Annotated in this window: 20 protein-coding genes and 1 tRNA gene; 7 read left to right on the plus strand and 14 right to left on the minus strand. The window is 69.3% G+C overall.

The genetic code is table 11. The annotated features are described in order from the left end of the window. Positions 1 to 73: 73 nt before the first annotated feature. The 3 genes from prpC to prpB are packed head-to-tail and all read right to left on the minus strand — an operon-like array spanning position 74 to position 2,806. The gene (prpC, locus tag GGR64_RS03990) at positions 74 to 1,240 is read right to left on the minus strand and encodes a 2-methylcitrate synthase (RefSeq protein WP_160966279.1); all 1,167 of its coding nucleotides are present in this window, start codon (positions 1,238 to 1,240) and stop codon (positions 74 to 76) included. A 41-nt stretch (positions 1,241 to 1,281) separates the two neighbouring features. Then, positions 1,282 to 1,887, minus strand: coding sequence for a DUF1003 domain-containing protein (locus tag GGR64_RS03995; RefSeq protein WP_184644059.1), 606 nt, complete (start codon positions 1,885 to 1,887; stop codon positions 1,282 to 1,284). 31 nt (positions 1,888 to 1,918) lie between these two features. After that, complete coding sequence (gene prpB, locus GGR64_RS04000; protein ID WP_184644061.1) at positions 1,919 to 2,806, minus strand: methylisocitrate lyase; 888 nt, start codon at positions 2,804 to 2,806, stop codon at positions 1,919 to 1,921. Positions 2,807 to 2,925: 119 nt separating this feature from the next. On the opposite strand from prpB, the gene GGR64_RS04005 reads away from it, so the two are divergent. The 5 genes from GGR64_RS04005 (at position 2,926) to GGR64_RS04025 (ending at position 10,114) form a co-directional block, all read left to right on the plus strand. Beyond that, positions 2,926 to 4,167 (plus strand): citrate synthase family protein, encoded by a 1,242-nt coding sequence (locus tag GGR64_RS04005; RefSeq protein WP_184644063.1) that lies wholly within the window; start codon positions 2,926 to 2,928, stop codon positions 4,165 to 4,167. A gap of 77 nt (positions 4,168 to 4,244) precedes the next feature. Beyond that, positions 4,245 to 4,853 (plus strand): transcriptional repressor LexA, encoded by a 609-nt coding sequence (gene lexA, locus GGR64_RS04010; RefSeq protein ID WP_184644065.1) that lies wholly within the window; start codon positions 4,245 to 4,247, stop codon positions 4,851 to 4,853. Next, a complete protein-coding gene (imuA, locus tag GGR64_RS04015; protein ID WP_160966269.1) occupies positions 4,853 to 5,473 on the plus strand; it encodes a translesion DNA synthesis-associated protein ImuA in 621 nt (206 codons plus the stop codon). Before lexA ends, imuA begins: the two co-directional genes overlap by 1 nt. Before the next feature lie 10 nt (positions 5,474 to 5,483). Then, positions 5,484 to 6,905, plus strand: a complete 1,422-nt coding sequence (locus tag GGR64_RS04020) for a DNA polymerase Y family protein (protein WP_184644067.1) — start codon at positions 5,484 to 5,486, stop codon at positions 6,903 to 6,905. Next, positions 6,902 to 10,114 (plus strand): error-prone DNA polymerase, encoded by a 3,213-nt coding sequence (locus GGR64_RS04025; RefSeq protein WP_260302756.1) that lies wholly within the window; start codon positions 6,902 to 6,904, stop codon positions 10,112 to 10,114. The genes GGR64_RS04020 and GGR64_RS04025 overlap by 4 nt, the downstream gene beginning before the upstream one ends. Before the next feature lie 48 nt (positions 10,115 to 10,162). Here GGR64_RS04025 and GGR64_RS04030 read toward each other — a convergent pair whose 3' ends face one another. Together GGR64_RS04030 and GGR64_RS04035 are read right to left on the minus strand one after the other, a co-directional pair. Next, positions 10,163 to 10,453 (minus strand): hypothetical protein, encoded by a 291-nt coding sequence (locus GGR64_RS04030; RefSeq protein ID WP_184644069.1) that lies wholly within the window; start codon positions 10,451 to 10,453, stop codon positions 10,163 to 10,165. Between the two features lie 418 nt (positions 10,454 to 10,871). Next, positions 10,872 to 11,423: a nuclear transport factor 2 family protein gene (locus tag GGR64_RS04035; protein ID WP_260302758.1), complete on the minus strand. Its 552-nt coding sequence runs from the start codon at positions 11,421 to 11,423 to the stop codon at positions 10,872 to 10,874. A gap of 13 nt (positions 11,424 to 11,436) precedes the next feature. On the opposite strand from GGR64_RS04035, the gene GGR64_RS04040 reads away from it, so the two are divergent. After that, on the plus strand, positions 11,437 to 12,162 hold the full coding sequence (locus GGR64_RS04040) for a helix-turn-helix transcriptional regulator (RefSeq protein ID WP_184644071.1): 726 nt from the start codon (positions 11,437 to 11,439) through the stop codon (positions 12,160 to 12,162). 180 nt (positions 12,163 to 12,342) lie between these two features. Here the strand turns inward: GGR64_RS04040 and GGR64_RS04045 are convergent, their stop codons facing one another. Beyond that, on the minus strand, positions 12,343 to 13,113 hold the full coding sequence (locus GGR64_RS04045) for a DNA-formamidopyrimidine glycosylase family protein (protein ID WP_184644315.1): 771 nt from the start codon (positions 13,111 to 13,113) through the stop codon (positions 12,343 to 12,345). Positions 13,114 to 13,314: 201 nt separating this feature from the next. Here GGR64_RS04045 and GGR64_RS04050 point away from each other — a divergent pair, with 201 nt between their 5' ends. Beyond that, complete coding sequence (locus GGR64_RS04050) at positions 13,315 to 13,497, plus strand: hypothetical protein (protein ID WP_184644073.1); 183 nt, start codon at positions 13,315 to 13,317, stop codon at positions 13,495 to 13,497. Between the two features lie 133 nt (positions 13,498 to 13,630). Here the strand turns inward: GGR64_RS04050 and GGR64_RS04055 are convergent, their stop codons facing one another. The 8 genes from GGR64_RS04055 to fabF all read right to left on the minus strand — a co-directional run bounded on the left by GGR64_RS04055 (position 13,631) and on the right by fabF (position 21,507). Continuing rightward, entirely contained in the window at positions 13,631 to 14,758 is a 1,128-nt protein-coding gene (locus tag GGR64_RS04055) for a serine hydrolase domain-containing protein (protein ID WP_184644075.1), read from the minus strand. A 714-nt stretch (positions 14,759 to 15,472) separates the two neighbouring features. Further along, positions 15,473 to 15,547 (minus strand) — tRNA-Val (locus tag GGR64_RS04060). Between the two features lie 76 nt (positions 15,548 to 15,623). Beyond that, positions 15,624 to 15,977 carry a PilZ domain-containing protein gene (locus tag GGR64_RS04065; RefSeq protein ID WP_160966255.1) on the minus strand — a complete coding sequence of 118 codons (354 nt, stop codon included), beginning with the start codon at positions 15,975 to 15,977 and terminating at the stop codon, positions 15,624 to 15,626. After that, positions 15,974 to 16,936 carry a DNA polymerase III subunit delta' gene (locus tag GGR64_RS04070; protein ID WP_184644077.1) on the minus strand — a complete coding sequence of 321 codons (963 nt, stop codon included), beginning with the start codon at positions 16,934 to 16,936 and terminating at the stop codon, positions 15,974 to 15,976. The genes GGR64_RS04065 and GGR64_RS04070 overlap by 4 nt, the downstream gene beginning before the upstream one ends. Beyond that, entirely contained in the window at positions 16,933 to 17,604 is a 672-nt protein-coding gene (tmk, locus tag GGR64_RS04075; RefSeq protein ID WP_160966251.1) for a dTMP kinase, read from the minus strand. The genes GGR64_RS04070 and tmk overlap by 4 nt, the downstream gene beginning before the upstream one ends. Continuing rightward, a complete protein-coding gene (gene mltG / locus GGR64_RS04080; RefSeq protein ID WP_184644079.1) occupies positions 17,601 to 18,668 on the minus strand; it encodes an endolytic transglycosylase MltG in 1,068 nt (355 codons plus the stop codon). Before mltG ends, tmk begins: the two co-directional genes overlap by 4 nt. 68 nt (positions 18,669 to 18,736) lie before the next feature. After that, positions 18,737 to 20,086: an aminodeoxychorismate synthase component I gene (locus GGR64_RS04085; RefSeq protein ID WP_160966247.1), complete on the minus strand. Its 1,350-nt coding sequence runs from the start codon at positions 20,084 to 20,086 to the stop codon at positions 18,737 to 18,739. A 185-nt stretch (positions 20,087 to 20,271) separates the two neighbouring features. After that, on the minus strand, positions 20,272 to 21,507 hold the full coding sequence (gene fabF, locus GGR64_RS04090) for a beta-ketoacyl-ACP synthase II (protein ID WP_160966245.1): 1,236 nt from the start codon (positions 21,505 to 21,507) through the stop codon (positions 20,272 to 20,274). Positions 21,508 to 21,591 lie beyond the last annotated feature (84 nt).

Here is a 21,591-nt window from a genome sequence, read left to right on the forward strand (position 1 = left end):
CGTACCCTCACCCCCGGCCCCTCTCCCGACGGGAGAGGGGAGTGTCACTCGGGGTAGACGATTTTGGGTGGCATCACTTGCGCTGATCGATCGGCACGAACGCCTGATCCTCCGGCCCCACGTAGTTCGCGCTGGGGCGGATGATCTTGCCGTCGATGCGCTGCTCGATGATGTGCGCGCTCCAGCCGGCGGTGCGGGCGATCACGAACAGCGGGGTGAACATCGCCGTCGGCACGCCCATCATGTGGTAGCTGACCGCGCTGAACCAATCCAGGTTCGGGAACATCTTCTTGATGTCCCACATCACCGTCTCCAGGCGCTCGGCGATGTCGTACATCTTGCGGCTGCCCTGCGCCTCGGACAGTTCGCGCGCCACGTCCTTGATGACCTGGTTGCGCGGATCGGACACCGTGTACACCGGGTGGCCGAAGCCGATGATGACTTCCTTGCGCTCGACCCGCGCGCGGATATCTGCCTCGGCCTCGTCCGGGGTGTCGTAGCGCTTCTGCACCTCGAAGGCGACCTCGTTGGCACCGCCATGCTTGGGCCCGCGCAGCGCGCCGATGCCGCCGGCGATGGCGCTGTACATGTCGCTGCCGGTGCCGGCGATGACCCGGCAGGCGAAGGTGGAGGCGTTGAACTCGTGCTCGGCGTACAGGATCAGGCTGGTGTGCATCGCCTGCACCCATTCCTCGTGCGGCTTGAAGCCGTGCAGCAGGCGCAGGAAGTGTCCGCCGATCGAATCGTCGTCGGTCTCCACCTCGATGCGCCGGCCGTTGTGGCTGTAGTGGTACCAGTACAGCAGCATCGAGCCGAGGCTGGCCATCAGCTTGTCGGCGATGTCGCGTGCGCCGGGATGATTGTGGTCGTCCTTCTCCGGCTGCACGCAGCCCAGCACCGACACGCCGGTGCGCATCACGTCCATCGGATGCGCCGACGGCGGCAACTGCTCCAGCGCGGCCTTGACCGCGGCCGGGATGCCGCGCAGCGAGCGCAGCTTGGCCTTGTAGCCGCGCAGCTCGCTGTTGCTGGGCAGCTTGCCGTGCACCAGCAGGTAGGCGATCTCCTCGAACTGGCTGCTGCGCGCCAGGTCCAGGATGTCGTAGCCGCGGTAGTGCAGGTCGTTGCCGCTGCGGCCCACCGTGCACAGCGCGGTGTTGCCGGCGGCGGTGCCGGACAGGGCCACCGATTTCTTCGGCTTGAAGCCGGGGGCGGTCTGCGGAGCGGTGCTGTCGTTCATGGCGAATCTCCCGGGTGTTGCGGTCGGATGGGTGTAGTGGATCAGGGCGCCTGCTGTTGAGGCGGCGAGATCCCGGCGCGCTCGAGCAGTTGCTGCAGCATGAGGATCTGGCGGTTCTGCAGTTCCACCAGCGTCGCCCAGTCCTGCTCGCGCAGCTGGTTGAGCTTCTCGTGCACCTGCAGGATTTCCAGCTCGGCCTTGATGTTCACTTCGTAGTCGTTCTGCGCGTGCAGGCGGTCCACCGCCGCCTGGCGGTTCTGGCTCATCATGATCACCGGCGCCTGGATCGCGGCCAGGCACGACAGGCACAGGTTGAGCAGGATGTAGGGATACGGATCGAAGGCGTGCGCCAGCAGCAGGCTGTTGAGCACGATCCAGCCCAGCAGCACCAGGCCGAAGCCGATGATGAAACTCCAGCTGCCGCCGATCGCGGCGACGCGGTCGGCGATGCGCTCGCCCAGCGAGCGATCGCTGTCGGCCTGCTTGACGATGTCCCGGGCCACATGGCGCTTGGCGATGAAGCGCTCCACCACCTCGCGCTCGGCCTCGGACAGCTTGTCCAGTTCGGTCTGCAGCAGGTGCCGCGCGGTCTGGCGGCGATCGATGCGGCTGCGCAGGAACGATGCAGCGCTGGCTTGGGTATTCATGGACGGACTCGGGCAGGAAAATCGCCGCCGATCATGCGCCCTTGCCGGCGAACAGCGCATCCAGGCGCTGCTCGAAGGCGTGGTAGCCGATGCGCTCGTACAGTTCCTCGCGGGTCTGCATGCGCTCGAGCACCGCCTGCTGGTGGCCGTCGCGGCGGATCGCGGTGTACACGTCCTCGGCGGCCTTGTTGGCGGCGCGGAACGCCGACAGCGGGAACAACTGGATCGCCACGCCAGCCGAAGCCAGTTCGTCGCGGGTGAACAGCGGGGTCTTGCCGAATTCGGTGATGTTGGCCAGCACCGGCACCTTCACCGCGTCGACGAAACGGCGATAGGTGTCCAGGTCGTAGGCGGCCTCGGCGAAGATGCCGTCGGCGCCGGCCTCCACGCAGGCGATGGCGCGTTCGATCGCCGCGTCCACGCCCTCGGCCTGGATCGCGTCGGTGCGTGCGATCAGGAAGAAGTCCGGATCGGTCTTGGCGTCGGCCGCGGCCTTGACTCGATCGACCATCTCGCCCTGGCTGACGATCTCCTTGCCCGGGCGATGGCCGCAGCGCTTGGCGCCGATCTGGTCCTCGATGTGGCAGGCGGCCGCGCCGGCCTTGATCAGCGCCTTGATGGTGCGCTCGATGTTGAACGCGCTCGGCCCGAAGCCGGTGTCGATGTCCACCAGCAGCGGCAGCGGGCACACGTCGGTGATGCGGCGCACGTCGATCAGCACGTCGTCCAGGGTGTTGATGCCCAGGTCCGGCAGGCCCAGCGAGCCGGCGGCGACGCCGCCGCCGGACAGGTAGATCGCCTTGTAGCCGGCGCGCTGCGCCAGCAGCGCATGGTTGGCGTTGATCGCGCCGATCACCTGCAACGGCGCTTCGGCGGCCAGGGCGGCGCGGAAACCGGCGCCGGGGGAAACGAGGGACATGGGCGACTCCTGACGAAGAGGCGGCGGCGCCCCACCGGGCGTTCCGCGATGGGCGCCAATCTGGCACTCTCGCAAGCACGGATCAATCTTGATTCAATGAATCAACCTATCGTCCCTTCATGTCCGACGCCACCGACCGCAACCTGATCTCCGCCGCCCAGGCCTGCGCCCTGCTCGGCATCAGCAGCGCCACCCTGTACGCCTACGTCAGCCGTGGCCTGCTCAGTTCGCGCGCCGGCGCCGACCACCGCAGCCGCGCCTACCTGCGCGCCGAAGTGGAGCGGCTGGCGCAGCGCAAGCGCGCCGGCCGCGGCGCCGCACGTGGCGCCGCGCAGAGCCTGGACCGCGGCCTGCCGGTGCTGGAGACGCGGATCTCGCTGATCCGCCCCGACGGCCCCTACTACCGCGGACGCTCGGCGGTGGCCATGGTGCGCGCCGGCGCCAGCCTGGAGGACGTCGCGCGGCTGCTGTGGGACTGCCCCGACGGCGAAGACCCGTTCGCCAGCGCCCCGGTCGCGCCGTGGCCGGCGGTGGTGGCGCCGCTGGCCGGACATGCCGCGCTGCCGCCGCTGGAACGCGCCATGGCCTGCATCCCGCTGCTGGCCCTGGACCTGCGCCAGTCGCTCAACGCCGCCCCCGGCGTGCGCCGCGAAATCGCCGCCACCCTGCTGCGGCAGAACGCCGCGCTGCTGGTCGGCACCGTACCGGACGCGCGCCCACTGCATCGCCTGATCGCCGACCACTGGCGCCCCGGCGACGACGACTTCGCCGAGCTGGTGCGCGCCGCGCTGCTGCTGTGCGCCGACCACGAACTCAACGTCTCCGCCTTCGCCGCGCGCGTGGTCGCCTCCACCGGCGCGCCGCTGCACGCCACCGTCAGCGCCGGCCTGGCCGCGCTGTCCGGCCCGCGCCACGGTGGCGCCACCGCCCGCGCCCACGCCCTGCTGCGCGACGCCCAGGACGCGCCCAGCGCCGCCGCCCTGATCGCCGAACGCTGGCAGCGCGGCGACGACCTGCCCGGCTTCCACCACGCCCTGTATCCCGACGGCGATCCGCGCGCGGCCGAAGTGCTGCGCCTGCTGCGCGAACGCAGCGGCGACAGCGCGCGCATGCAGCACGTGGAAGCGGTGATCGCCGCCGCCCAGGACTGCAGCGGCCAGCGTCCGAACATCGACTGCCTGCTGGCCGCGCTCTGCTTCGTCCACGACCTGCCCGCGGCGCACGCCCTGGTGCTGTTCGCCGCCGCCCGCCAGGCCGGCTGGCTGGCCCACGCCCTGGAGCAGCAGGCCCTGGGCAAGCTGATCCGGCCCCGCGCCCGCTACGCCGGGGCGATGCCGGAGGATGGTGCCGCGCGGGGCTGACAACGGTCGGGAGGCGCCGAACGCGTTCAGCCACCCCATCTCGCCAAGGCGGCGCCCTCGGTGTACAAATGTACACCATGACCACCCTGTCCCCGCAGCGCGCCGCCATCCTCGCCTACGTCCATGCCTGCATCGAGCAGGCCGGACGTCCGCCGAGCCTGGCCGAGATCGCCGAGCGCTTCGGTTTCGCCTCGCGCAATGCCGCGCGCAAGCACGTGCAGGCGCTGGTCGAGGCCGGGCTGCTGGCGCAGGTGCCGCAGCAGGCGCGCAGCCTGCGCCCGGCGCAGGCCGGCAACCGCAGCGAACTGCTGCAGTTGCCGGTGCTGGGCCGGGTCGCCGCCGGTGCGCCGATCGGTGCCGACATCGGCCTGGACCAGCAGTTGCGCCTGGACCGCGCGGTGTTCGCGCTGCGCCCGGACTACCTGCTGCGGGTGCAGGGCGACTCGATGATCGACGACGGCATCCTCGACGGCGACCTGGTCGGGGTGCGTCGCGCCGCCGACGCGCGCAACGGCCAGATCGTGGTGGCGCGGCTGGATGGCGAACTCACCATCAAGCGCTATCGCGCCGATGGCGACGGCATCGCGCTGCTGCCGCGCAATCCCGCCTATGCGCCGATCGTGGTCGGCCGCGGGCAGGACTTCGCCATCGAAGGGCATTACTGCGGCCTGATCCGGCCCGGCTGATGGCCGCCGTCGTCGCCCTCGACCGCCTGCTGGCCGAGCGCCGGGTCTGGCGCGGCCAGCCGACGGCGCTGCCGCCCAGCGCGCAGCCCACCGGGCACGCCGCGCTGGACGCGGTGCTGCCCGCGCGCGGCTGGCCGGAGATGGCGTTGACCGAGCTGCTGCACGCCGCCGACGGCATCGGCGAGCTGCAGCTGCTGTGGCCGACGCTGGCGCGGCTGTCGCAGGGCGGCGGCCGCATCGTGCTGGTCGATCCGCCGTACCTGCCCTACCCCGCCGCCTGGGCGCAGGCCGGCGTGGCGTTGACGCAGCTGCAGATCGTCCGCGCCGGCGCCGACGCGGCCTGGGCTGCCGAACAATGCCTGCGTTCGGGCAGTTGCGCGGCGGTGCTGTGCTGGCCGGGGCTGGCCGGCGACAAGACCCTGCGCCGGCTGCAGGTGGCCGCCGAGACCGGGCGCACCCTGGGCTTCGCCTACCGGCCGCTGAAGGCGGCCGCCAATCCATCGCCGGCCGCGCTGCGCATCGCCATCGACGCCGCGCCGGCACAACTGCGCGTGCTCAAGTGCCGCGGCGGCCTGCCGCCGGCGCAGCCGATCGCCCTGTCCGCTCTGGCGACCGGGTGAGGACGCAGGCATGCGCTGGGCTTGCATCCTGTTGCCGCAACTGGCGCTGGACACTGTCCTGCGCCGCTGGCCGTCGCCGGACGAACCGCTGGCCTTGCTCGACGGCCCGCCGCAGCGGCGCATGCTGAAGGCGGTCAACGCCGCCGCGCGCGCCCGCGGCCTGCATCCCGGGCAATCGCTGGTCACCGCGCAGGCGCTGTGCGACCGCTTCGCCACCGCCCTGCACGATGCCGAAGAAAGCCGCCGCAGCCAGCAGTTCCTGGCCGCCTGGGCGTATCGCTTCAGTTCGCTGGTCAGCACCGACTATCCCGGCGCGCTGCTGCTGGAGATCGAGGCCAGCCTCGGCCTGTTCGGGCCCTGGCCGCGCTTCGAGGCACGGCTGCGCGAAGAGCTGACCGCACTGGGCTTTCGCCACCGCATCGTGGTCGCACCGCATCCATTGGCCGCGCGTGCGCTGGTCAATGCGCACGACGGCATCGCCCTGCTCGACAACGCCGCGCTGCAGCGCGCGCTGGGGCAGCTGCCGATCGCCCGCGCCGGGCTGTCGCCGGCCCTGGCCGACGGCTTCGCGCGGATGGGCCTGCGCCGCCTGCAGCAGCTGTTCGCGCTACCGCGCACCGCGCTGGCACGGCGCTATCCGCCAGCCCTGCTGCAGCACCTGGACGCGCTGCGCGGGCAGGCGCCGCTGCCGCTGCAGTACTACCTGCCGCCGGACCGCTTCGATGCGCGCGTGGAACTGGGCTATGCCACCGAATCCAACCAGGCGCTGCTGTTCCCCTTGCGCCGGCTGACCCAGGATCTGGCCGCGTTCCTGGCCGGGCGCGATGGCGGCGTGCAGCGTTTCCGCCTGCTGCTGGAACACGAGGATCTGGAGCCCAGCGTGGTGCCGGTGGGCCTCCTCGCCGCCGAGCGCGATGCGGCGATGCTGTTCGAACTGGCGCGCGGGCGCCTGCAGCAGGCCAGCGTGCCGGCGCCGGTGCAGGCGCTGCGCCTGTGCGCCGACGAACTGCCGCCGTTCGTGCCGGCCGCGCGCGAACTGTTCGACGAGCGCGCGCAACAGGCGCTGCCTTGGGAGCAACTGCGCGAACGCCTGCGCGCGCGCCTGGGCGACGACGCCGTGCACGGCCTGCGCGCGCACGCCGACCATCGCCCGGAACTGGCCTGGCGCGCCGAGTCCGCCGCCGCTCGCGGCACGGCGGCGCCCGCCACCGCACCGCCACGCCCCGGCTGGCTGCTGCCGCGACCGGTGCCACTGCGCGAACGCGCGCCCGACCGCCTGGCCGGGCCGGAACGCATCGAGAGCGGCTGGTGGGACGACGGCGACGTACGCCGCGACTACTACGTCGTGCGTACCCGCCAGGGCCAGCGCGCCTGGGCGTTCGCCCCGGCCGATGCGCCGGATGCGCTGATGCTGCACGGCTGGTTCGCATGAGCCACACCCCGCCGCACCCCCGCATGCCGCCGCGCCTGCGGCTGCTGCCGACGCCAACGTCTGCGCCGGCCAGCGCACCCGCCGCCAACGTGCCGCGCGCGCCAGCGGACCCCACGCTGCCCGACTACGCCGAACTGCATTGCCTGTCCAACTTCAGCTTCCAGCGTGGCGCCTCGCACCCCTGGGAACTGTGCGAACGCGCGCTGCACCACGGCTACCGCGCCCTGGCGATCACCGACGAATGCAGCTTGGCCGGCATCGTGCGTGCGTGGCAGGCGGCCCGGGACATGGGCCTGCACCTCATCGTCGGCAGCGAGATCCAGTTCGAGCACGGCCCCAAGCTGGTGCTGCTGGCCGAGACCCTGCATGGCTACCAGCGGCTGTGCCGGCTGATTACCCTGGCCCGACGCCGCGCCGACAAGGGCACCTATCGTGCGTTGCGCGAGGATCTGACCAGCGCGGACGACGGCGCCGGCCTGCTGTGCCTGTGGCTGCCGCGCGGCGACGGCGACGACGCAGCGGACGGCGCTTGGCTGCAGGCGCGCTTCCCGCAGCGGCTATGGCTGGCGGTCGAATTGCTGCGCGGCCCCGACGACACCGCGCTGCTGCAAGCGAGACTCGATCTGGCGCAGCGCCTGCGGCTGCCCGCCGTCGCCAGCGGCGACGTGCACATGCATGCGCGCGGCCGCCGCGCGTTGCAGGACACCCTGACCGCCATCCGCCAGCGCCTGCCGCTGCACGAAGCCGGCGCCCACCTGTACCCCAATGGCGAACGCCACTTGCGCCCGCGCGTCACGCTGGCGACGCTGTATCCGCCGGCACTGCTGGCCGAAACGGTGCGCATCGCGCGGCGCTGCAGTTTCAATCTCGAGCAACTGCAGTATGAGTACCCGCACGAACTGGTGCCGCCCGGGCACACGCCCACGCAATGGCTGCGCATCCTCACCGAACGCGGCGCGGCCGAGCGCTGGCCGCACGGCGTGCCGGACAAGGCGCGGCGCCTGATCGAACACGAACTCGGCGTGATCGAGCGGCTGAAGTACGAGTCCTACTTCCTCACCGTCTACGACCTGGTGCGCTTCGCGCGCTCGAAGGACATCCTGTGCCAGGGCCGCGGCTCGGCGGCGAACTCGGCGGTGTGTTACGCGCTCGGCATCACCGCAATCGATCCGGACCGCATCGGCATGCTGTTCGAGCGCTTCATCTCCGAGGAGCGCAAGGAGCGGCCGGACATCGACATCGATTTCGAGCACGACCGCCGCGAGGAAGTGATCCAGTACATCTTCAACCACTACGGGCGCGAGCGCGCCGCACTGGCGGCGGTGGCGATCAGCTACCACACGCGCAGCGCGGTACGCGACGTGGCACGCGCGCTGGGCCTGCCCAGCGACACCGTCGATGCGCTGTCCTCCGCGCTGGGCCAGCGCGACCCGGTGGAGTCGGCGCAGGAACTGCTGCGCGAGCGCGGCTTCGAACCGGACACGCCGGTGATGCGCCGGCTGCTGGTGCTCGCCGGCCAACTCATCGGCTTCCCGCGGCATCTGTCGCAGCACCCCGGCGGTTTCGTCATCTCCGAGCATGCGCTGCACACCCTGGTGCCGGTGGAGAACGCGACCATGGCCAATCGCACGGTGATCCAGTGGGACAAGGACGACCTGGAACTGGTCGGGCTGATGAAGGTCGACGTGCTCGCGCTGGGCATGCTCAGCGCGCTGCGGCGCACCCTGGACCTGCTGCGCGCGCACCGCGGCCGCGACTACACCCTCGCCACCATTCCTGCCGAAGACACACAGACCTACGCCATGATCCAGCGCGCCGACACCATCGGCGTGTTCCAGATCGAATCGCGCGCGCAGATGGCGATGCTGCCGCGGCTGCTGCCGGAACGGTTCTACGACCTGGTCATCCAGGTGGCGATCGTGCGCCCCGGGCCGATCCAGGGCGGCATGGTGCACCCGTATCTGCGCCGACGCAGCGGCGAGGAAGCCACCGACGATCTGCCTCCGGAACTATTCAAGGTCTTCGAACGAACGCTCGGCGTGCCCTTGTTTCAGGAACAGGTGATGCAGTTGGCGGTGGTCGCCGCCGGCTATACGCCCGACGAAGCCGACCAACTGCGCCGCTCGATGGCCGCCTGGAAACGCCACGGCGGCCTGGAGCCGCATCGCGACAAACTGCTGCGAGGCATGCTCGAGAGAGGCTACACCGCCGAATTCGCCGGACGCATCTTCGAGCAGATCAAGGGCTTCGGCAGCTACGGTTTTCCCGAAAGCCACGCCGCCAGTTTCGCCCTGCTCACCTATGCCAGTTGCTGGCTCAAGTGCCACGAACCGGCGGCGTTTACCTGCGCCCTGATCAACAGTTGGCCGATGGGCTTCTACAGCCCCGACCAGTTGCTGCAGGACGCGCGCCGCCACGGCCTGCAGGTGCGGCCGGTGGACGTGCGCTACAGCGACTGGGACTGCAGCCTGGAAGCGTATAGCCCCGATCCCGACGTGCAACCGGCGATCCGCCTGGGCCTGCGCCTGGTCCGCGGCCTGGCCGAGGACGCCGCGCTGCGCTTGCAACAGGCGCGCGCGCAGGCGCCGTTCCACGACCTCGCCGACCTGTGCCACCGCGCCGCCCTCGACGACAAGGCCCGCGCCGCGCTCGCCGACGCCGGCGCGCTGAAAGCGCTGGCCGGCCATCGCCATCGCGCGCGTTGGGCCGTGGCCGGCGTCGAGGCGCAGCGGCCGCTGTTCGAAGCGCTCGCGGCCACGCCCGAGCAACAGGTCCCGCTGCCGCTGCCCAGCCAGGGCGAGGACATCCGCGCCGACTACGCGACGATCGGCACCACCCTGGGCAAGCACCCGCTGACCCTGCTTCGCGCGCAGTTGCGTGCGCGCCGTTACCGCCATTCCGGCGAACTACGCGACCTGCCGCACGCCAGCGCGGTCGCCATCGCCGGCCTGGTGACCATGCGCCAGCGCCCACAGACCGCCAGCGGCGTCACCTTCGTCACCCTCGAAGACGAGCACGGCCTGGTCAACGTGGTGGTGTGGCGACGCCTGGCCGAGCGCCAGCGCCAGGCGCTGATCGAATCGCGGCTGCTGCTGGTGCGCGGCCGCGTCGAGACCGAAGGCGAGGTGCGCCACCTGATCGCTGCCCACCTCGAAGACCTGACGCCGCTGCTGCTGGGGCTGGACATCCGCAGCCGCGACTTCCACTGACGCAAGCGCAGCGTGGTACGCCTTGCGCAGCGAACGGGCAGTCCGCCGTTAGTGCGGCGGCGCCTCCGCTGCATCGCCGCACGCCTGCATCGCCCGTTGCACCGCCTCCGCTTCGCTTAGGCGTTCACGATAGATGGTGGCGGCCAATTCGCGCCTGGCCTTGCTCGATCCGATCGCACCATGGCTGGCGATATCCGACAACGGCCCACCCAACTGACGATATCTGGCCACGAGCCTGGCCGTCGCGGCCATGCTGTCGCACTCCACCGGTGCCGCCTGCAGCGGTGCGCACACCATCAGCAAACACGAAAAACCAAGCGCTGCGAGTCCGTTGTCCATCACTGCTCCCAAGTGGAGACGGAGAACCGCCATCCCCATGCGGCCGTGCAGAGCGGAAGCGCTGCAGGACGTCGCCGCACGGCACGGCGGCGCGCGTCCGGCATCGCCACGCGCACCACCGCCAACAACGGCAAACAGGCCACAGCGGCATCCGGCCGCACGTATCGCCATCCACCCATTGCGGACAGCGCCGAGGCAAGATAGCCAGCGCAAACGCCGGCGCCAGGAGGATTGCGACGAAACCCGGCGACGGCGGATCGAACGCTGGATCGGCGGATCCAAGTCAGGCGGCAATGCTGCCGACGGCCGCTCCTAGCGCAGCCACGCAAGGCCACCGCGCCATGCTTTCCGGCGCGAGCCCGCGATCGTCGTGGTCATGCCGTGTCCGGGCCGCGGAGGCCGGCCCTTGTCCCGAAGGCTATCTGCCCAGCGCAGCCAGCAATGTCTGCACGCCTTTCCAGCCCCAATACACGCGATGGCAGGCGATCAATCCCGCGGCGTCCAGGTCCATCACTTCCACCAGATCGACCTGATCGCCCTGCGGCGTTTCGCGCGGGTACTCCCAGACCAATTGCCGCCCCGCGACATGACAGTAGCCGCTGCGATACCAGCGTCCCAGGCCGTTCTCGGGCTGGGCGAAGGACGCGGCAAAGAACGCCGCGATGGCCTCGCGGCCCTGCAGCCGCCCGTCCTGACGCGTCGCCGACGCCACATAGGCCAACGGCGACTCCAATTGTGCGTCCGGCGCATACAGCGCCATCAACGCCGACAGATCGCGCGCGACCACATGCCGATGCCAGTGTTCGAACACCAGGTGCGCATCGCGCTCGGTGGAGTTCGACGGCGTTTCGTTCGTCTGCATCGGCAAGCTCCGGCTGAGGTGCGCGCAGTCTAGGAATCCGCCGGCGACATCGTTTCGATGCGCATCGAAACGTCGCGGCGCGACCGGCCCTATGATGGCCGCGTCCATCGGGAGCGCGGCGATGCATCTGGAACGACCCAAGCTGGCGGCGACCGCGTTCCTGATCGCGGACCCTGCCCGCGCCGCCATGCTGATGGCCCTGATCGACGGGCGCGCACTGCCGGCCGGCGAACTGGCCTTCGCCGGCGGCGTCACCCCGCAGACCGCGAGCGCACACCTGGCAAAGCTGCTGGAGGGCGGCCTGCTGGCGGTCGAGATCCAGGGCCGCCACCGCTACTACCGCCTGGCCAGCGCGCACGTCGCCGCCGTGCTCGAGACCCTCGCCACCCTCGCGCCGCCGCAGGCGTCGCGCTGCCGCCGCCCGCATCGCGACACGCAGACGCTGCGCCTGGCGCGCTGCTGCTACGACCATCTTGCCGGGCGTCTCGGCGTGGCGGTCGCCGAGGCACTGGAACAGCGTGCCTGGCTGACCACCCACGACGACGCCACCCGCTACGCCGTCTCCAGCGAAGGCGGGGCGTGGTTCGCGCGCATAGGCCTGGATCTGCCGCATCTCGCCCAGGGCCGCCGCGCCATGGCCCGGCGCTGCCTGGACTGGACCGAACGCCGCCATCACCTCGCCGGCTCCCTGGGCGCCGCCCTGCTCGATCAGTTCTGCGCCAGACACTGGCTGCGTCGCGCCGACGGCTCCCGCGCGTTGGTGGTCACCGATCTCGGCTGGGCCGGCCTGCTCACCGAACTGGGCATTCGGCGGTTCGAAGACGAGGCCGTGGCGCTGCCCTCCTGACGAAGGGCGATCAGCGCGCGTAGTGGACAGCGACGCCCCATTGCCCTGACTGACGCATGCGCGCCGGCCACCGGCAACGACTACGCGGTCTCAGCCACCGCATCCAAAGCGGACACTGCAGCCAAGGTACATGCCTCTTTAACTGCCAACACGATCAGCACTTTGCTGACGGCAGCGGGATTACTTGAACATATCAGTCTGCAACCCATCATCCAGCGCATACCGCCGCTGGCAATGCTCGCAGAAGAACGCGCGCCGCTGCGCCTTGCCGAGTTGCTTGCGATAGGTGAGCAGATGGCCGTCGCGCGGACACACCGTCTTGGTGTGCACCTGGTAGTGCTTCTTCAGCTCGTAGGCTTTCTTCCAGCGATAGAAATCGAAGCTGTACTCGCGCGCCTGCGTCACCAGTTCGCCCAGCTTGCGCGGCGGCAATGCGCCGATTTCGCTCTCAGGATGCACGCGAATCCGGTGCAGCACCTCGTTCTTGATGATGTTGCCGACCCCGGCGAACACGTCCTGGTCGAGCAAGGCATCGGCGGCGAGCGTCCGCGGGCGCAGCCGCAACTTGCGCCGCGCCTGCGCCGCATCCCAGTCGGGATTCATCACGTCCGCCGTCCAGTCGTAGGCCGGATCCAGCGGACCGTCGATGAACTTGATCGAACATGCGTAGAAGTTCAGTTCCTCGCCCTTGGCGAAGCCCAGACTCAAGCGCGCCGACGCCTCCTTGCGCGCGTTGATCCGATAGCTACCGAACAGCAGAAAGTGGATGCGCACACTGAACGCATCGAACTCGATCAGGAAATGCTTGCCCCAACTGCGCAGCGACAGGATCTTGCGATTGCGCATCCGCTCCAGGTCCAGCTTGCTGTTGCCGGACACCCGCAACACCTTGCGCCCGGCGAACGCGGCAGCTTCTTCTTTCAGGATGACGATAGAAGGACCTTCAGGCATGGCCAAAGTATCGATAGCGGCCGTGAGCGATTCGTGAGCCGAACGGGAGCCAGTGCTGGTCAGTCGGCGCTGGGATATGGGTTGGAATCGGATGATCGATGCCAACGACCCGGGGCCGCCCGCTCCAGTTCAGCCGCGTACTCGGCCTGCAGCGAGCGGGACCGAACATGCTGATGACAGCCACGCCGCGCAGTGGCAGGCATGAGCCGCATCGAGCTGCTGCTGGATGTCCACCAGCTCGCGCCCGAAACGTTCTTCACCGACAACCACACCGAACACCAGATCCGCCAAAGGGGGATCCAGGCCTTCATGGATCCGGATGCGTGCGGTCCGCGTGATGTCAGCAGCCCCCGCATTTCATATGCACGTGGCAACAGGCGATAGCCGTCGATCGAAAGCGTATCAATATCCGCAAGCATGGGAATCAACGCATCTTTTCAAGAAATTTCGACCGCATCATCTTCGTAGATATCACGAACAGAGGCGGCTCGGGCCGCGCGAACAGTCATCGCACACACTATTTTGGACCGACCGCGGCCTCGCCTATCCGCAAAACGAATTCGTCCAGGTCGGTGTTGGCGGTATTGGCGAGAATGACGATGGTCAGGTCGCGGTCGAGGAAACGATACAGCTGCGCCTGCGCGCCCATGATCCGACCTGGACGTTTGGCGACACGGTGCTTGGCGGCGCCTATCCGCGTCTCGTAAACCCACAGGCCATAACCGTAGTCGTCGAGCCCTGGCGTGGTCAGCCGGGCGATGCTTTCCTTGCGCAACAGGCCTGACCCGAACAGCGCGTCCGAGAACCTGAGCACATCTTCGGCCGTGGAGTACATTGCGCCAGCGGAGTACCAGTTCTCCGGATAGACCGGGAAGTCGTTGGACAGGGACTTGAGATCTTCGCGATACGAGTAGGTGGAGGCCAAGCCTTCGACGATGCTTTCATGGCGCAGCATGCCGGTATGGTGCAGCCCCAGCGGCTTTAGAATCCGTTCCTTCAGCACCTGCTCGCAGGTTTTGCCCGTGACGCGTTCGATGACCTTGCCCAGGATCAGGTAATCGCCGTTGTTGTAGTCGAAAGTCGTGCCTGGGGCATGCAGTAGCGGTCCGCTGCAGAATTTTCTTATCAACTGATCGCTGGTATAGGGCGACTGGTAGGTCGGCAAGCCCCTGGTCAATGCCTGCTCCAAGCTTTTCACCTGGTCGAAGTTCCGCAGTCCGGACGTGTGGTTGAGAAGCTGATGCAAGGTGATACGGTCGGCACCGGCGATGGCGTAATCGGGCAGGTAGCTGGCCACGTTCGCCTGCAGGTCCAATTTTCCTTCTTCATGCAGTTGCAGCACCAGGGTGGCGGTGAACAGTTTGGTGATGGAAGCGATCCAGTACCGGGTCTGGTCGCCGTTGGCGACGCCGTACTGGACACTGGAAAGGCCGAAACTGCGCTGGTATCGCCGCTTTCCGTCCTGCTGGACCAAGACAGTACCGCTGAAGCCGTGTTGCGCGGCATAGGTAGCGATGAAGTCTTCGAGTGGCGTCGCCTGCGACTGCGCCCGCAGCGGCATCGCCGCGCAGAGAAAGACAAGCACACCGACAAGCAAGCGATAAGTAACGGAACTGAAGAGGTTTCGCACGATGTACCCCGGCATGATGGAACGGCCGCGAGTATGGAGCCGGACCAATACCTGGGCGGGTGCCTTCGGACAAAACGAGGATAAGGCCGACGAAATGGCCGACGCGCGCTGCGAACAGGTGGGCTGGCCCGGCAGGGTGACCTGGCCTGGCGCTCGCGCCCGTGCTGGCCGTTGCTTCCGTCTTGTTCCGGCCACACTTACAACTGTGTCAAATACCACTCGCCATCGAGCTCAAAGCCCATCAGACGTCCCTGCGCATCGCGCAGAAAACGCAAAGGCCCGCTGGATCCAGTCGCAGCGCATTCGCACCGAACAGATCCGGCGATACGGATTCCAACCACCACTGCAGGGCGCCTACTTGCAAGCGCAATCCCGTTAGCCGTCGCAGTCAGCTCCGCGGTCCTCGAACTTGGACACGGCAGCCTGTGAAACGTTTAACGCTTCAGCAATCTACGTTTGCGTCTTCTTCGCGACAGCTCCTCGGGCCGCCAACGGCAGCGTGTTCCGAATTCGACGAGGCCTGCTCAAGGCCCGCGGGACGAACGGCCAGTGGCCCGCGTCCGGCATGGCGAGGATCGCCATCAGGTCGGCGCGGCGGTATCAGGATTCCGACACGGCTGCATCATTCAACACGCACGTCGATACCGTCTTTCCGCACTCGCAGTCGCTGTTAACGTGCAGATACGAAAAAGCCGGCACTAGGCCGGCTTCTCGTAATTCTTGATTTCGTGGTGGGCGGTGCAGGGTTCGAACCTGCGACCCTTGCCGTGTGAAGGCAATGCTCTACCGCTGAGCTAACCGCCCGTGTCGCGAGCCGCACATTATAGGGCTGTGGCGCGCGGCGTCAATGGGTCGTGTCGAGCGCCCTGGCGCGCCGGCGCTACATGGTCTGGGTGGGCTTGTCGGCGTTGAGGGTGCCGGCCAGTTGGGTCTCGATCTTGGTGCGGATGGTCTCGCCTTCGCTGTTGTCCGGCAGCTGCACGCCGATGCCGGCGGCGCGGTTGCCCTGGGCGCCGACCGGGGTCACCCAGATCACCTTGCCGGCCACCGGCAGGCGCTCGCTGGAATCGGGCAGGGTCAGCAGCAGGAACACTTCGTCGCCGAGGAAGTAGCGCTTGGGGGTGGGCACGAAGATGCCGCCGTTCTTCACGAACGGCATGTAGGCGTTGTACAGCGCCGCCTTGTCCTTCACCGCCAGCGACAGGATGCCCTGGCGTCCGCTCATCGCGCTCATCGTTGTGCCCCTCTCCGGGCCGGGCGATCGCCATCGCGCCAGGCCAGCAACAGTTCCGCGATCGCCAGGTCGGCGCGCACGGTGGTCCGCAGCAGATCGCGGGTGCGATTGGCGGCGTCGAACCACGCGGCCAGCTTGTGCAATCGCGCCGGGTCGGTCAAGCCGGCCTGCGACGCCTGCGCCAGCGCCAGGTCGGCGGCATGGCCCAGGCGCTGTTCGGCCAGCGCGTCGCTGCTCCAGCGCTGCGCGGCCTCCAGCGTGCCGAGCTTGCCGGCGGCGACCTGCTCCAGGTCCGTGGCCACCTGCCGGCGCAGCTTCAAACCGTCTTCGCGCAGCCACTGCGCGGCCAGGCCGGGATGGCCGCGCGCGGCATCCAGCGCTTCGCGTGCGGTCTTCTCGGGAAAGTCCTGCGCCAGCAACCAGGCGATCGCTTCGTCGGCCGGCGGCAGCTTGAATTCCAGGCGCTGGCAGCGGCTGCGAATGGTCGCCGGCAGGCGCGCCGGCTGCGCGCTGATCAGCCACAGGTAGCGGCCGGGCTGCGGCTCTTCCAAGGTCTTCAGCAAGGCGTTGCAGGCGGCGCGGTTGATCGCGTCGGCCGGGTCCACCACCACCACCTGGGCCACGCCGTATTGCGGGGTCAGCGACAGCTTCTGCGAGATCTCGCGCACCTGTTCGATGACGATCTCGGTGCGCAGCTTGTCGCCGGTGCGGTTGGGGATGAACGAGATCAGTTGCAGGTCCGGATGGGTGCCGGCGGCGATCAGCTGCGCACTGCGCAGGTTGGCGGCCGGTTCGCCCTGGCCCAGCACGTGCGCGGCCAGTTTCAGCGCCACCGCGCGCTTGCCCAGGCCTTCCGGCCCGCAGATCAGCAGGCCATGGCCGAGGCGGCCGGCATCGAGCGCGGCCACGGTCTGGTCGTAGGCACGCTGCTGCCACGGCGAAAACGGCAGATCGCTCATGGCATCGGCTCCTGTTGCTCGCGCACCCACGCCGCCAGCGCGGCGGTGACCGCCTGCGCCACCGCCTGCGGCGGCTGGCTGGCGTCGATGACGCGGAAGCGTTGCGGGTCCTGCGCGGCGCGCTGGCGGAAGCCGGCACGCACGCGCTGGAAGAAATCGTCCTGCTCGCTCTCGATCCGGTCCGGCCACAGGTCGCGGCCGCTGGTGCGGGCGCGGCCGATCTGCACGTCCAGGTCCAGCAGCAGGGTCAGCCCCGGCTGCAGGCCGACCGCACGACGTTCCAGGTCGGCGATCCAGGCGCGGTCCAGGCCGCGGCCCTCGCCCTGGTAGGCGTAGCTGGAATCGGTGAAGCGGTCGCTGACCACGTAGGCGCCACGCTGCAGCGCCGGGCGGATCACCTCGCGCACGTGCTGCGCGCGCGCGGCGAACACCAGCAGCAGCTCGGTCTCGGCGGCCAACGGTTCGGCGACCTCGCCGGGCGTCTTGTCCAGCAGCAGCGCGCGGATGCGTTCGGCCAGCGGCGTGCCGCCCGGCTCGCGGGTCAGCACCACCTCGTGGCCCTGCGCCTGCAGCCCGTCGCGGATCGCATTGATCGCGGTGGTCTTGCCGGCGCCCTCGCCGCCTTCCAGGCTGACGAAGCGATGGTGGCGCAGCACGGCCTCGCTCATGGCGTCACCGCCGCGCCGTTGCGCGCCTGGCGCAGGCGCTGCAGGTAGCGCGCCACCGCCGCATTGTGCTCGGCATAGCTGGACGAGAACGCATGCGCGCCGCTGCCGTCGCCGATGGCCACGAAGTACAGGCTGTCGCCCGGCGCCGGATTGGTGGCGGCACGCAGCGCCTCGCGCCCGGGCATGGCGATCGGGGTCGGGGTCAGGCCGGTGCGGGTGTAGGTGTTGTACGGCGTATCGGTCTCCAGGTCGCGCTTGCGGATGTTGCCGTCGTAGGCGCTGCCGATGCCGTAGATCACGGTCGGGTCGGTCTGCAGCTTCATGCCTAGTTGCAGGCGGCGCACGAACACGCCGGCGATCTGCGGGCGCTCGGCGGCCAGGCCGGTTTCCTTCTCAACGATCGAGGCCAGGATCAGCGCCTGCTCCGGCGACTGCAACGACAGGTCCTTGGCGCGCGCGTCCCAGGCCGCGGCCAGGGCCTTGTCCATCGCCGCATGCGCGCGGCGCAGCAGCTGCAGGTCGGTGTCGCCGCGCTGGTAGAGGTAGGTCTCGGGCAGGAAGCGGCCTTCCGGGTGCTGGCCGGGCTGGCCGAGCTTGGCCATCAGTTCGCTGTCGCTGAGGTCGGTGGTGGTGTGCACCAGCGGCGTGGCCGCGTTCAAGGCGCTGCGCAGCTGGCGCACGTTCCAGCCTTCGACGATGGTGAAGCGGTACTGGATCACCTGGCCCTTGCGCATGCGCAGCAGCAGCTCGCGCGGGCTCAGCGCCGGCTGCAACGCGTACTCGCCGAAGCGGAGCTTGCCGGCCACGCCCAGCTCGCGCGCCAGCAGTTGCCATTGCAGGTCGCTGCCCTGGGTCACGCCGGCGGCGCGCAGGTTGCGCAGCACGCCGTTGAGCGAGGCGCCGCGCGCCACCTCCACGCTGGGCTGGGTCGCCTGCAGCGGCTGCCCGGCGAAGGCGCGATAACTGTGCCACCACCAGGCACCGGCCGCGGCCAACAGCAGTGCCAGCACCAGCAATGTCCCCAGTAGGGTCAGACACCCGCGTTTAGCCCAAGCCACGGCCACCTCGAAACGACGTCAATGACGTGCAGGATACCGCGCGGCCGGCGCTGCCCGGTATCGCGTCGCCCCGCTCACGGCTCCAGCGCGCGCAGCAGGCCGCGCGCCTTGGCCCGGGTCTCGTCGAGTTCGCGCTCCGGGTCGGAATCGAACACGATGCCGGCGCCGGTGCGGAACTGCACCTGCGCGCCGTCCACCTCGGCGGTGCGGATGAGGATGTTCAGGTCCATGTCGCCGTCGCGGTTGAGCCAGCCGAACGCGCCGGTGTAGGCGCCGCGCGGGGTCTGCTCCAGCTCGGCGATGATCTGCATGCAGCGCACCTTGGGGCAGCCGGTGATGGTGCCGCCGGGGAAGGTGGCGCGGATCGTCTCGCCCGGCGTGGTGCCCGCGCGCAGCCGGCCGCGCACGTTGCTGACGATGTGGTGCACGTGGGCGTAGCTCTCCACGCTCATCAGTTCGTCGACCTCGACGCTGCCCGGCGCGCAGATTCGCCCCAGGTCGTTGCGCTCCAGGTCGATCAGCATCACGTGCTCGGCGCGCTCCTTGGGATGGCCCACCAGTTCGCGGATGCGCGCGGCCTCGTCGTCGCCCGGCGCGCGCGCGCGGGTGCCGGCGATCGGCCGGGTCTCGACCACGTCGCCGCGCACCGACACCAACCGCTCCGGCGAGGAACTGACCACGGCGCGGCCGTGGCCGACGAACAGGCCGGCGAACGGCGCCGGGTTGGCGCGGCGCAGTTGCGCGTACAGCGCCGCCGGCGCCAGCGGCGCGGCGAAGCGCGCCGACCAGCGCCGCGACAGGTTGACCTGGAACACGTCGCCGGCGCGCAGGTAGTCGAGGATGCGGCGCACGCCGTCGACGAAGCGCTGCGGCGGATCTTCCTCGATCGCCAGCGGCGCCTGCCAGGCCGGCGCCGGCGCCGCCGCGGGCAGCGACTGCAGATCGGCGAGCACGGCCTCCAGCAATGCCGCATGCGTGGGTTCGGCCAGCACCACGCAGTCGCCGCTCACGTGGTCGCGCAGCAGCGCGGCGGGGCAGCGCAAGGCCAGCGCCGCAGGCGTGATCGCGGCGGACTGCGGCAGTTGCAGCACCGGCTCCACCTGCGCGGCCAGTTCGTAATCCAGCAGCAGCGCCCAGCCGCCGCGGAACGGCCAGCGCGGTTCGTCGCGTTCGCAGCGTTCGGCCTGCCAGCGCGCGTCCAGCGCGCTCAGGAAATCGCCGGCGACCGCCGCACCATCCAGCTCGCGGGTGACGCCATCGCGATCCAGGCGCAGGCCCTGCCCGTCGGCGACCAGCAACATGTCCCAGCGCCCCTGCGCTGTCCCCGACGCCGCCGATTCCAGCAGCACCGGATACCGCTGCGGCGCCAGGCGATGCAGCGCCAGCAGATCGACGTCGGCCGGCAAGGGAACGGTACGCAGCATCGAAGATCCGCTGGAAGAATGAAAACGTGAGGCGGTGCAGGCGCCGCCGGGCAATGCGACGCCGGAGAATCTCGGCGCGGACATGCCGCGCCCCCGTGTCAGGCGGACCAGCGCGGCACCATGACGGCGCCGGCTTCTCCCAATCCCGAATCCCTACTCCCGAATCCCGAGGGGGCTACGCCCCCTTACACCCGCTTGAACAGCAGCGTGCCATTGGTCCCGCCGAAGCCGAACCCATTGGACATGGCCACGTCGATCTTCTTCTCGCGCGCCACGTTCGGCACGTAGTCCAGATCGCAGCCTTCGCCCGGCTCGTGCAGGTTGATGGTCGGCGGGATGATGCCGGCGTGGATCGCCATCACCGAGAAGATCGCCTCGGCACCGCCGGCGGCGCCGAGCAGGTGGCCGGTCATCGACTTGGTCGAGCTGACCATGGTCTTGTAGGCATGATCGCCCAGCGCGCGCTTCATCGCCAGGGTCTCGGCCAGGTCGCCCAGCGGCGTGGAGGTGCCGTGCGCGTTGAGGTAGTCGACCTGGTCCGGGTTGAGCTTGGCGTCCTTCATCGCCGCCACCATGCTGCGCGCGGCGCCTTCGCCGTCCTCGCTCGGGGCGGTCATGTGGAAGGCGTCGGAGCTGGCGCCGAAACCGACCAGCTCGGCGTAGATGCGCGCACCGCGCGCCTTGGCGTGTTCGTACTCTTCCAGCACCAGCACACCGGCGCCGTCGCCCAGCACGAAGCCGTCGCGCTCCTTGTCCCACGGCCGCGAGGCGGCGGCGGGATCGTCGTTGCGGGTGGACATCGCCTTCATCGAGCAGAAGCCGCCCACCGAGGTCGGCGAGGAGCCGCGCTCGGCGCCGCCGGCCAGCATCACGTCGGCGTCGCCATGCTGGATCATGCGCATCGCGGTGCCGATGGAATGGTTGGAGGTGGCGCAGGCCGAGACCGCGGAGAAGGTCGGCCCCTTCAGCCCTTTGATCAGGCTCACCTGGCCCGGCAGCATGTTGATGATGGTGCTGGGAACGTAGAACGGCGAGATCTTGCGCGCGCCGCCCTCGTGGAATTTGACGGTCTGCTCCTCGATGCCGAGCAGCCCACCGATGCCGGAGCCGAGGATCGCGCCGATGCGTTCGGCATTGGCCTCGGTGATCTCCAGGCCGGAATCGTCCAGCGCCATGAACGAGGCGCCGACGCCGTAATGGATGAACGAATCCATCTTGCGCGCGTCCTTGGACGAGATGAACTTGGTCGGATCGAAATCCTTGATCTCGCCGGCGATCTTGGTGGTGAATTGAGACGCATCGATCTGGGTGATCGGGCCGATGCCGGAGCGTCCGTTGACGATCCCTTCCCAACTGCTGGCCAGGTCATTGCCCAACGGCGACACCAGGCCCATGCCGGTTACGACGACACGACGGCTCATTGCGAAATCTCCTCACCGCGATGCGCGCGGCCTTGACCCTGTAAAAACACAGGGCCGCATGCGCGGCCCCATGGGATTGTCACG

The sequence above is a fragment of the Xanthomonas sp. 3307 genome, from assembly GCF_014199735.1.
In the GTDB taxonomy this organism is placed as follows: Bacteria; Pseudomonadota; Gammaproteobacteria; order Xanthomonadales; family Xanthomonadaceae; genus Xanthomonas_A; species Xanthomonas_A rydalmerensis.